The following is an 11,313-nucleotide window of genomic DNA, read 5'->3' as shown; positions in this document are numbered from 1 at the left end:
TCTTAGTAACCCTTCATTTGTGATTGAGCCTGTTGCACTAAGCGCTTTGTAATTTCCCCGCCGACGGATCCGTTGGCACGCGCTGAAGCATCTGGTCCCATTTGTACGCCAAATTCTGCTGCGATTTCATTTTTCATTTGATCCAATGCTTGTCTTACGCCTGGAACTACTAACTGATTCGAGTTGCCGCTGTTGTTGTTCGCCATGATTGTCACCTCCTTGTACAATTAGAATGTGCTAGATGCAGAAATTCATGCAATAATAATGGGTGGTAAATTTTGTTAATCACTTTGGATCTGTTTAATTTACTTTGCTTTTGCTTACACTGTAGAAGCGAAAAACTGATTTTGATAATACCTAGATCAGCTTTTCATTTAAAAAGTTATTTTTGGTATCCGTTCATTTGTTGTTGCGCTTGACGCACTAGTCGTTTTGTAATTTCTCCACCGACCGAACCGTTCGCACGTGATGATGCATCTGGTCCCATTTGTACACCGAATTCTGCTGCAATTTCATTTTTCATTTGGTCCAGTGCTTGTCTTGCGCCTGGAACTTCTAACTGATTTGAATTACCACTGTTGTTGTTTGGCATGTTTGTCACCTCCTTGTGCACATAGAATGTGCCGTTTACAAAACTTTATGCATTTGTTTGTCCTGGTAATGTTCACCATTTACTTAAAACAGTTTAAATACCTGCATTTTTGCTTACACTATATTGGCGAAAAGTTGTTAAAAAACATCTTTTCATTGCATGAAATTTTTTATTTGTTGCCATTCATTTGTTGTTGCGCCTGACGCACTAATCGCTTTGTAATTTCTCCACCGACGGATCCGTTGGCACGCGATGATGCATCTGGCCCCATTTGTACGCCGAATTCTGCTGCAATTTCATTTTTCATTTGATCAAGTGCTTGTCTTACGCCTGGAACTACTAGTTGATTCGAGTTGCCGCTGTTGTTGTTCGCCATATTTATCACCTCCTTGTGCACATAGAATGCGCCTGTTAATAAAATTCATGCGTGAAAAACAAATGGTAAATACCGCCAAACACTTGGGGTTAGTTTAAGCAACCATACTTTTGCTTACACTATATAAGCTAAAAAGCTGCATCAGACAATGTCCGATGCAGCTTTTTAGTTCTTCTATTTGATTGAGTGCGAGTTATCCCGAACCCATTTAACTTTAGCGCCAACTTCTATGTGCGTATAGAATGCATCGCAAACGGAATTTCATACAAGGGATGCAAACAGTAATTCATTGAACCATTAAAGTAGGTCTGCAAAGTCGTCCTTTTGTTGAAGTGGTAATTCAACTATTAGTCGATTTACAATCGCTTCTTCAATCATTGGCTCGAAATCAGTGAAGCTTTCATAATAAGCGACTTTTTCAAGCTTCGGTTTTGTTTTCGGATTTGAAGGTGAAAAGATTGTGCAGCAATCCTCATAAGGTCTGATTGAAATTTCGTATGTGCCAATCGTTTGAGCAATATCTATAATATCCAGTTTGTCCGTTGCAATGAGAGGACGCAAAATAGGTGAAGAAGTCACAGCATTGATAGCCGTTAAGCTTTCAAGCGTTTGACTTGCGACTTGTCCGAGACTTTCCCCTGTTACAATCGCGAGCGCACCTTCTTCTTCGCGCACTTTATCAGCAATTTGAAGCATTAATCTTCGCGTTGTTGTCATTGAAACATTATCCGGTACTTGACTGACAATTGCTTGCTGGATTTCGGTGAATGGTATTATATGAAGCCTAACTGCTGCTCCAAATGAACTTAACTTCTCTGCGAGGTCCATCACTTTCTGTTTAGCCAAATCACTTGTGAACGGTGGACTAGCAAAGTGTATTGCATCAATCGACACACCGCGCTTCATCATAAGATAACCTGCAACCGGACTGTCAATACCGCCTGACAACATAAGAATTGAATGACCATTCGAACCTACCGGCATACCGCCTGCACCTTCATACACTTTAGCAGTTAAGAAAGCTCCTTCTATTCTAATATCAATGTGTAATACAATATCAGGTTTTTTCATTTGCACAATAAGGTCTGGGAAGCTACGTAACACATGCGACCCAATTTCCAACTGCAACTCATTTGTTACAAGAGGGAATCTTTTATCTGTACGTCTCACTTCAACTTTGAACGTTTTACCAGCAGTCTCATCTGCACCAATGACTTCTAATGCTTTTTCTTTTATGGCTTCAAGCGTCGCTTCACATTTTGCAACAGGACTGAATGATTGGATGCCAAAAACATGCGGCAAACGAGCTATCGCTTCTTCCATCTCATTTTTGTCTTCCGCAAAAAGAAACATGCGGTCACGTTCTGATTTAATAATCACCGTTTTCAAATCACTCAAAGCATCTTTAACATTGTTTCTTAATTTCTTGACGAAGACATTCCTGTTTCGCCCCTTTAATGATATCTCTCCATAGCGTATCAATAGTTCGTTCCATTCCATTACTTATTTCCCCTTCCAAGCAGTTCCATGAACCGTGCAAATACTTGCTCGAATTCCACCACATGCTGTTCAATATTATTTTTTCCAAAGCTGATACGAATTACACCGTTATTAAATTTCCCATTAACACCTATTGCTTCTATAACATGTCCCATAGTGCCATTTTTCGATGAACAAGCACTAGACGTTGAAATAGTTATGCCGTTTTCTTGAAAGAAGTTAACGGCGACTTCCCCTTTCACTTTATAAAAAGCGACAGCTAAGATATGCGGCGCTGCCTTATCAGGGGCAAGTACACGAACATTTTCAAATTGCTCGATAAACTTAATTAGGCGATTTCTCCATTGCCTAAAGTCTTTCTGCTCAACATCTGTCGCACTTATCCGGATTGCTTTTGCCAACGCGACTGCGTCTGCTACAGAAACGGTACCGCTGCGCATTCCTTTTTCCTGGCCACCGCCATAACTAATTGGTTCTGGTGTCATTCCTTTTCTTAATGCTAGTATGCCCGAACCTTTCAAGCCATTAATTTTATGGGCTGAAATCGTTATTGCGTCCGGACCGTCACCTGATAACGAAACGGGTAGTTTACCAAAACTTTGAACGGTGTCCGAATGAAATAGCGCCCTTGAGTTTTCTTTAATGATACGTGCACATTCAGCAATTGGCTGTATTGTACCGATTTCATTATTGACATGCATGATACTGACAAGTATTGTATCTTTACGAAGTTTACTTTTCAACTCTTCAACAGAGATCGTTCCTTGTTCATCCACTGACAAATAATCAACTTCAAACCCTTGCGTCTCTAAATGTCTCATTGAATGAAGAACTGATGGATGTTCTATTTTTGTTGTGATTAGATGGTTGCCCCTGGCATGCAAAGCACGCGCAAAACCGATAACCGCCAAATTATTGGCCTCCGTACCACCCGATGTGAATAAAAGCTCTCCGTTAGGTGCACCAAGAATCGATAGGATCTGTTCTCTTGATCGTTCAAGAAGCGTCTCGGCTTCCTTCCCAGCAAGATGTATTGAAGCGGGATTCGCAAAAAAGCGCTTGTTTACTTCTATGAAAGATGTAAGCACACTCTCATCAGGAGCCGTTGTAGCGCTATTATCAAAATAAATCATGTGAATCTTCCTTTCATTTTACAAAAAAATTAGTGACATACGCAGAAGGCATAACTTGAATTAGCAGGGAGTTTGCACCCTGCTAATTCAAGTTAAATGCGTGACAAAGCCACCTGCATTATATGCCGGTGGCTATTTGTAGTCTACTTTTTAACTCAGACGTGTTCTTTCACAAGTTCTTCAATTCGTTTCATTGCACCCGGTTCCATTTCTTCAACCGCCGTTGCTGCTTCTTCTAATGCTTTTGCATAACGGAATTGTCTGAATGACTCTTCAGCATCTAACAGGCGGGCGTGAACTTCGGGATTGGACCCACGGTATCTGTTTCCATATTGGATGATCCACTCAATCAGCAATACATTCTCAAGCATCTCTTCAACTTTCATGGTTACATCATCTACAGCTTTCGCTGCGTTCTCTAAATAAGAATCGACGAGACTCATATTAAGCGGTACTTCCTGTAAACTTTGTGTCACGATATAAATTTGTTCATCGGCTTCTTCAAGGCGAGCTTCCATATCATCTGGTACACCAGGAATATTCCCTTTATGTAGCATACGTTCCGAATTTTGTAATTTACGCGATAACTCTTCCAGTTTAGTCCGAACATTATTTTCATCAATTCGTAAGTTTTTCATACGATTTTTTAAACTTTCCTGTTCATCAGCTATTTGCTCTAGTTCTTCAGAAATGGATTGCAACTCTTCTTGTAATCCCGAATAAGCAGATACTTGTTCCTCAAGTCTATAAATAAGCACACCAAACCGTTTGTCGAGAGAACCTAATTTTTTGAGAGCCAGTTGTGGAATTTGTGCCTCTTTTTCATCCAGTCGATAACTTTGCTGAACAAAAGCCGCCTCGTCTGAAGTTTCTCTTGTCAAAATTGTTATTACGTGAAGCTTATCGGCAATTTGATTATAGTGCCCATCTACATAATGCTTTGCATTCACTTCATTCTCAAGCGCATCGTAAAACGAATCGATGCGATCATTTATGTCGCTTGTACACTGTTGAACAGATTCAATTTGAAGGTCAGCCATTTTTAACAACAGCTCTTCAAGTTCAAACTCAATTATTCTAAGTTGTTCAGTCAGTTCTAGGTGTTGCAAATAATAGGACTGTTCTTCCATCTCTCTCGTTCCATTTCGAATTTCACGAACTGATGCTGGAATTTTGCTTTGTATTTCAGAAAGCAACGATGGAATTTCGTGAATCAACGTAAAAACATGATCACCCTTTGCTGATAATGCCATAACAATTTCCCGTGCCAGCAAATAATTGCCGTTCGCTGTCAACTCGTCGTATTCTACGAATTTCGGGTTAAATGATTCAAGTTCCTTTTCAAGGGGATTCGCTGTCATGCCGAACGAATGTTGATGAGCGAGTACTGCCTTGCGAGCGGCACGATGCTGTTCTTTTAATTTTTCCATCTCGATGCGGTTTTTCTCTTCACTGCCAACGAGTTCGTTTAACTCATGCAAAATGTTGTTCATTTTTTTATCGCAAAATCGAACTTTTTCTTGAATTTCTTTCTCTAACCCTGTTGCTTTTCTAAAACGGAAACGATCTACTACATCCTCTACATCAAATAATAATGTATCGATTTCTGGCATATGTACGTCCATCAATTCTGTCCATTCACTGCGCCACCGTTCAAATTTCTCTTCGGTTTCGCCAGTCATGTTCAATTGTTTCACTTTCGTCATCTCTTCTAAGATGGGTTTATGTTGGATTTGTAGCTTCTCCTGCTCCAATCGACTAATTTCCTGGATATGTTTGCGCCTGAATAAGAAGGCGATTGTCGTTAATAAAATAATTATTAGTATGGCGATGATGATGATTTTCATCGTGGTCCCCCTGTCCAAGTCACTGTACCATGATATTATTCTATATAGTACCACGTTTAAACTCTTTTAGTTGCGAATATGAATGATTTATAGGGAAAAATCTGCTTTCCATCCTAATAATCGACAAAATTTGTTTATAAACGTCTTAAAATGTATACTTATTAAAATTAAATATACTTATAAGGGGTGTTCTATTTGTTTCAAGGAATTGACTATGCCACTGATTTAAAAGTGAAATATGAACAACTTTCAAGTCAATTGGACGCATTGTTGACAGGCGAGAAAAATATGTACGCAAACTTGAGCAACGCTTCTGCTTTACTCAATCAATTTTTCGACCGCATCAATTGGGTCGGTTTTTACTTAATGGATGACGCAGAACTGGTACTCGGCCCTTTCCAAGGACTACCCGCGTGCATCCGTATTCCTCTTGGAAAAGGTGTCTGCGGAACAGCGGCTGAAACAAAAAAATCAATTGTCGTGCCAAACGTCAATGCGTTTCCCGGACATATTGCCTGCGATGCAGCTTCACAATCTGAAATCGTTGTACCTTTAATAAAAGACGGTGTCTTGCTAGGCGTCCTTGACATCGACAGTCCTGAGCTGAACCGCTTCACTGAAGAAGATAGAGCTGGACTGGAATATCTCGTCGAGGTTCTAGTCAAACATCTTTGAACAACAAGCTGCCCTGGCCACCGGACAATCGGTGGCCAGGGCAGTTTTTTCATTGGTTAAGCCCGCTCAGTAATTGCCGTCTCCATGATCACGAATGCCGCCTTGAAATCAGCTATAAGATCCTCAGCATGTTCTAGACCGACTGAAAGCCTTAACAAAGAATCAGTGATACCCATCTGCAGACGCTCTGCCTCCGGAATAACTGAATGTGTCATCGTCGCGGGATGCTGGATAAGCGTTTCGGCGTCTCCCAGACTAACTGCAATCTTAATGAGGGATAGGCTATCCATTAATAGCTGAGCCCCTTCTTTACCACCTTTAATTGTAAATGAAATCAGGCCGCCTCCTGCTCTCATTTGGCGTTTCGCTATTTCATATTGTGGATTGTCTCTATCAAATGGATAGTAGATCTCTTCCACAAGCTTCTGACCTTTTAGATAAGCAATCACTTTTTCCGCATTTGAGGTATGGCGCTCCATGCGAACCGATAGCGTTTTCAATCCGCGGATTAAAAGCCAAGCATCGAATGGTGATATGATGCCTCCGAAATCTTTCTGCACGGACATGCGGATTGACTCCATCTCTTCTTTATCGGCTCCGACAAGAAGCCCAGCTATGACATCTCCGTGGCCGTTAATATATTTTGTTGCGCTATGCAAAACGAAGTCCGCTCCGATATCGAGCGGATTTTGCAAATAGGGCGACGAAAAAGTATTATCGACTACAACACGAAGTCCGTGACGTTTCGCTACATTCACGACTGCGTGAAGATCAACAAGTTCCATTGTTGGATTGATAGGCGTTTCAATATATATACAGACCGTTTCCGGTTTAATAGCCCGTTCAATCTCCTCTTCTGTCTTCATCTGAATAAGATCATGCGTGATATTATATTTCTCATTCAGCATACCAAGAAGTCCGAATGTGCAGCCATAAATTCCACGTGAACACAGAATATGATCACCTGACTTCGTCAAGTGGACGAGAATCGTACTGACTGCCGCCATCCCTGAACCAAATGCAAGTGCACCTTTTCCGTTCTCAAGGGCTGTCATACGCTCCTCTAACACGCGGACAGTTGGATTACCAAGTCTGGAATAAATATTCCCTTCCTCAACACCCGAAAAACGATTCTCCCCTTGTAATGCTGTTTCAAACGAAAAGGTCGATGTTTGGTAAAGTGGAACCGCTAAACTCCCCTGATGTTCTCTGTCCTCATATCCCTCATGGATGACAATCGTATCTTTGTGCAGGTTTTTTTTGTCCATTTCCATTGCCCCCTTTACGTTTTTCAAATATTCTAACTCCCTCTCTATTAGTTTACTCTTTAATCACAGTTAGGAAAAGATACAACTGGTTTTTTCATGGATTACCACTTGATTTTTACCGTTATTTTTCGCCATATATAGTGCTTTGTCAGTACGCTGAAACAGCTCTTTATAAGTTGACTGTCGTTTCGAAGTCCAGTTATGCATCCCTATCGATACTGTTATCGAGGGTTCAGTGGTAGCAGGGATAAGTTTGACCAGTCGTTCCGCAAATAATGCTCCCTCTTGAAATCCTGTCAACGGCAAAAAGATAGCGATTTCCTCTCCCCCCCACCTTCCAGCAACACCTCTACCGGATACTTCTGAAATTATGGTGGAAGCAATCTGCTTCAGCACATCATCACCAGTAACATGTCCATATGTGTCGTTTACCTTCTTGAAGTCATCGACATCTACGAGAACAAAAACACCCATTTCATCTTCAACAATCGACTTTTCAATAATCTTATCTACGTAGCTTCTTGTAAAGAGCTTGGTTAAGTGATCTTTATCAACAAGTTCCTGTAACTGGTCGCGTAATACCGAGTTCGCAAGTGCAAGCGAAGAATGTCCAATAAGAGATTGTATCAGTTTGAAACTGTCAAATGAAAAAAAGTACTGATCCATATGCAGTAATACGACGAAGCCCGTAAGTAGCTCTTGATTCATAATTGGTATCGCAATGATTGACTCGTAACCAATTGGTTCGTTCATTGTGCCACTGAAATTCGCATCAAATAATGCTTCTTTACCACTCCTCAAGTGGTTAGACGCGAATTCAATATAATTCTTGCCGGATTCTGTCCGAAAAAAATCCGTACTTAATTGAGAGATGTCATAACCATCTTGTTCATCGTTAAAAACGAATGCAATTTCTGTTGGTCGAAACGCTTTCAGCAATTGCTGTTTCAAAAATGCTGTCATTTCTCCAAAATGCATATTGCTATTCAATTTTTTTGACGTTTCATTGACAAGTTGTAAATCTTCGATAACACGGTGGGATTGATCATGTAGAATTGCTTTTTCTAGCGCACTTCCTGCAGTATTTACTACCATACTGACAAAATTTTTCTGTGTCGATGAAAAAACGAGGTCAACTGGTGCTTTAATTTGCAACACACCATAGATACCTTGTCTTCCTCTGATTGGTGCATTGATTAGCGTGCAAGAAAGTTCAGGCATAACTTCCTTTGTAAATTCACCCGATACGAACGCATTCATTGCAGACTGTCTTTCGTTCATGTAATCAATTAACTTATAGTTATGCGTCATCCCTTTTTGATCATGAGATAAAAGAAGCCCCACTTCAGATGATGGAAAGTTTTTAGATATCGCAGAGACTACGCCATCTAAAATCACATTACTTTGCATCGTTGAATTGAATAATTCGGTGACTCCGAACAAACGCCTGGAGCTTTTTTTCTCTTTTACAAGAAACACCATTTCCCTTACTATCTCAATGATGTCGCTCACTACCTTTTCGAGCTCATGTAGAAATGGCGATGCAGCAAAGGCTTTCCATTCATCAGTAGATTTAAGAACCAGCAATCCGAGCGGTTCAGATTTCAAGTTTTGAAATAGAAGAAAGTCGTCGGCATAGTTAAAACCGTTCTCTTTAACTCGCGAAATTAAAGAATCATGGCTGAACGCTTTTCCCATTTCCAGTGCATCGAACACTAAAGCTTCTTTCCTCTTAGAAACAGATTTATGTCCTTTAAGAGGCACGAAACTATTGTTGGCATATATGAAATAGTCCGCTTCTGCAATATAAAAATGGTTATTTAGTTTTAGTTTCAATGCCTTAAACCATTGTTCATACGACTGCAAAGCAGTATCTTTGGTCCATAAATCCATCAAATCACTTTTAATTTTAAGCATCGTCAATTGATGATCCGTCACACAATCACCCCAATCCTAATCTGTATATAGAATTCAAATAAGTCTTACTACCATTATAATACAATGGTACTATAGATACCATTACTTTACATAGCCCATTTGACTTATTTTAGTTTACAAGTATGAAGCTTGACTCTTACTTCTATAGTTGTTATGATGGAACTTGTGTAAAATAGTTGCAGCAGTTGTGTGTTTCAGGTTGTCCAGTCTATTCCTTTTACAAGGTGCATCGAGTAACTTCCTGGCTGCGGAGGCGAGGATGCAAGATGATAGAATGGCATTTGGATTGAACACATCTGGTTCTTATTTTACAACAAAATAAAACCAACAATAGAGGAGGAGTCTTTCATGGCTCGTTATACAGGTCCATCTTGGAAACTTTCCCGTCGTCTTGGGATTTCACTTACAGGCACAGGAAAAGAAATCGAAAAACGCCCTTACGGCCCGGGACAACACGGTCCTAACCAACGCATAAAACTTTCTGAATACGGAAAGCAATTACAAGAAAAACAAAAACTTCGTTTCATGTTTGGCGTTAACGAACGTCAATTCAAAACGATTTTCAACAAAGCTGGTAAGATGCCTGGTAAACACGGTGTTAACTTCATGATTCTTCTTGAGACTCGTCTAGATAACATTGTATACCGCATGGGTCTTGCACGCACACGTCGTGCATCACGCCAACTTGTAAACCACGGCCATATCTTGGTTGATGGTAAACGCGTTGACATCCCTTCTTTCAGTGTTAAACCTGGTCAAGAAATTTCTTTCCGTGAGAAATCTCAAAACCTTGATACTGTAAATGAAGCGCTTGAAGTGAGCAACTATGTTCCTGAATACGTTACATTCAACAAAGATACTAAAGTCGGTCAATTCGTCCGCATGCCTGAGCGCAGCGAACTTGCAGCAGAAATTAACGAATCACTTATCGTTGAATTCTACTCACGTTAATAGCTTCTTTGGAAAAGAGTCCTTCACAGGGCTCTTTTTTTTCGTGATATACTATACATACTACGACTTATGAGGTGATTATATGAAACTTGTATCGATTTGCCCGAGTAATACGGAACTGCTTGCCTATCTAGGACTCATCCATCAACTCGTTGCAGTTGATGATTTTTCCGATTGGCCAAAAAGCATTAACACCCTTCCCCGCCTCGGTCCCGATTTGTCGATTGATATGGATAAATTGGAATTGTATGAGCCTGACTTAGTGCTTGCATCGCTGAGCGTGCCCGGAATGGAAAAAAATATCGAAGAACTTGAGAAGCGTATGATTCCTCATATAATACTGGACCCACAAAGTTTAAATGATATCGCCGATGATTTACTCACCGTTGGGCGAGCATGTGGCATTGAAGAGCGAGCCCTGCAAATCAGATTGGAGTATCTATCATTTATTAATGAGATGAAAAAACGCGCTACCACCGTTGAAGAAACTCCCCGGCTATATTGGGAATGGTGGCCGAAACCGGTATTCACACCGGGTAGCATCAACTGGTTGACAGAAATCAGCTCGATTGCCGGCGGGTTGAATGAATTTCGGGATGTTGAACTCGCGAGTGTGCAGACTGACTGGGAAGACGTGCTAAATAGAGAACCTGATTATATTCTTCTTGCATGGGTCGGCGTGCGAATCAATAAAGTGAAAAAAGAAGTCGTTCTGAAACGTCCAGGTTGGAGAGACCTTGCCGCAGTGAAAAGTGACCGCTTATCAGTAATGGAAGAAGAACTGTATTGCCGCCCTTCCCCAAGACTCCTTGAAGGGGCTTTAAAATTAGCAAAAATGATTCATCCAGAAGAATATGCAGATTTGCAGTTACCTGAATGGGTTATAAACGTATAAAATGAAAAGGCTGTTTTCCCCTTTTTGATTGGGAAAACAGCCTTTTCTATTAGAAGTTATTGTTATACCGAGAATTTTCGATGAAGGTTTTGCCATTTGACGCGACAGTTTCGTGTATTGCCATGACAGTCTGGCAGA

General features: G+C 40.6%; 11 protein-coding genes. 3 read left to right on the top strand and 8 right to left on the bottom strand.

The features are described 5' to 3' along the window. Positions 1 to 2: 2 nt before the first annotated feature. From H2672_RS05435 to ezrA, 6 genes are all read right to left on the bottom strand, one after another. On the bottom strand, positions 3 to 206 hold the full coding sequence (locus H2672_RS05435) for an alpha/beta-type small acid-soluble spore protein (RefSeq protein ID WP_186670030.1): 204 nt from the start codon (positions 204 to 206) through the stop codon (positions 3 to 5). 176 nt (positions 207 to 382) lie between these two features. After that, a complete protein-coding gene (locus tag H2672_RS05430; protein WP_186670028.1) occupies positions 383 to 592 on the bottom strand; it encodes an alpha/beta-type small acid-soluble spore protein in 210 nt (69 codons plus the stop codon). A 169-nt stretch (positions 593 to 761) separates the two neighbouring features. Then, positions 762 to 968, bottom strand: coding sequence for an alpha/beta-type small acid-soluble spore protein (locus tag H2672_RS05425; RefSeq protein WP_067207561.1), 207 nt, complete (start codon positions 966 to 968; stop codon positions 762 to 764). A 297-nt stretch (positions 969 to 1,265) separates the two neighbouring features. Then, on the bottom strand, positions 1,266 to 2,468 hold the full coding sequence (gene thiI / locus H2672_RS05420) for a tRNA uracil 4-sulfurtransferase ThiI (RefSeq protein WP_186670026.1): 1,203 nt from the start codon (positions 2,466 to 2,468) through the stop codon (positions 1,266 to 1,268). Further along, positions 2,468 to 3,601: a cysteine desulfurase family protein gene (locus H2672_RS05415; RefSeq protein WP_186670024.1), complete on the bottom strand. Its 1,134-nt coding sequence runs from the start codon at positions 3,599 to 3,601 to the stop codon at positions 2,468 to 2,470. The genes thiI and H2672_RS05415 overlap by 1 nt, the downstream gene beginning before the upstream one ends. Positions 3,602 to 3,756: 155 nt before the next feature. Then, on the bottom strand, positions 3,757 to 5,448 hold the full coding sequence (ezrA, locus tag H2672_RS05410) for a septation ring formation regulator EzrA (protein WP_186670022.1): 1,692 nt from the start codon (positions 5,446 to 5,448) through the stop codon (positions 3,757 to 3,759). A 195-nt stretch (positions 5,449 to 5,643) separates the two neighbouring features. Here ezrA and H2672_RS05405 point away from each other — a divergent pair, with 195 nt between their 5' ends. After that, positions 5,644 to 6,123 (top strand): GAF domain-containing protein, encoded by a 480-nt coding sequence (locus H2672_RS05405; RefSeq protein WP_304626071.1) that lies wholly within the window; start codon positions 5,644 to 5,646, stop codon positions 6,121 to 6,123. A 56-nt stretch (positions 6,124 to 6,179) separates the two neighbouring features. Here the strand turns inward: H2672_RS05405 and megL are convergent, their stop codons facing one another. Both megL and H2672_RS19900 read right to left on the bottom strand, forming a co-directional pair. Beyond that, the gene (gene megL / locus H2672_RS05400; RefSeq protein ID WP_186670020.1) at positions 6,180 to 7,391 is read right to left on the bottom strand and encodes a methionine gamma-lyase; all 1,212 of its coding nucleotides are present in this window, start codon (positions 7,389 to 7,391) and stop codon (positions 6,180 to 6,182) included. Between the two features lie 69 nt (positions 7,392 to 7,460). Beyond that, positions 7,461 to 9,329, bottom strand: a complete 1,869-nt coding sequence (locus tag H2672_RS19900) for a sensor domain-containing diguanylate cyclase (protein ID WP_186670018.1) — start codon at positions 9,327 to 9,329, stop codon at positions 7,461 to 7,463. A gap of 348 nt (positions 9,330 to 9,677) precedes the next feature. Between H2672_RS19900 and rpsD the strand changes: the two genes are divergently transcribed. After that, positions 9,678 to 10,280, top strand: coding sequence for a 30S ribosomal protein S4 (gene rpsD, locus H2672_RS05390; protein ID WP_186670016.1), 603 nt, complete (start codon positions 9,678 to 9,680; stop codon positions 10,278 to 10,280). 82 nt (positions 10,281 to 10,362) lie between these two features. Further along, positions 10,363 to 11,175 carry a cobalamin-binding protein gene (locus H2672_RS05385; RefSeq protein WP_186670008.1) on the top strand — a complete coding sequence of 271 codons (813 nt, stop codon included), beginning with the start codon at positions 10,363 to 10,365 and terminating at the stop codon, positions 11,173 to 11,175. Positions 11,176 to 11,313: the final 138 nt, after the last annotated feature.

It is taken from the genome of Sporosarcina sp. BP05 (assembly GCF_014282005.1).
Classification (GTDB): domain Bacteria; phylum Bacillota; class Bacilli; order Bacillales_A; family Planococcaceae; genus Sporosarcina.
The sequence above is the reverse complement of the archived record's forward strand: the minus strand, read 5'-3'. Positions and strand labels throughout refer to the sequence as shown.

Coding starts and splice junctions, on each gene's coding strand:
- megL (WP_186670020.1), bottom strand. CDS start 7,391: ATGGACAAAAAAAACCTGCACAAAGATACGATTGTCATCCATGAGGGA.
- H2672_RS05425 (WP_067207561.1), bottom strand. CDS start 968: ATGGCGAACAACAACAGCGGCAACTCGAATCAACTAGTAGTTCCAGGC.
- H2672_RS05385 (WP_186670008.1), top strand. CDS start 10,363: ATGAAACTTGTATCGATTTGCCCGAGTAATACGGAACTGCTTGCCTAT.
- H2672_RS05430 (WP_186670028.1), bottom strand. CDS start 592: ATGCCAAACAACAACAGTGGTAATTCAAATCAGTTAGAAGTTCCAGGC.
- thiI (WP_186670026.1), bottom strand. CDS start 2,468: ATGGAATGGAACGAACTATTGATACGCTATGGAGAGATATCATTAAAG.
- H2672_RS05415 (WP_186670024.1), bottom strand. CDS start 3,601: ATGATTTATTTTGATAATAGCGCTACAACGGCTCCTGATGAGAGTGTG.
- ezrA (WP_186670022.1), bottom strand. CDS start 5,448: ATGAAAATCATCATCATCGCCATACTAATAATTATTTTATTAACGACA.
- rpsD (WP_186670016.1), top strand. CDS start 9,678: ATGGCTCGTTATACAGGTCCATCTTGGAAACTTTCCCGTCGTCTTGGG.
- H2672_RS05435 (WP_186670030.1), bottom strand. CDS start 206: ATGGCGAACAACAACAGCGGCAACTCGAATCAGTTAGTAGTTCCAGGC.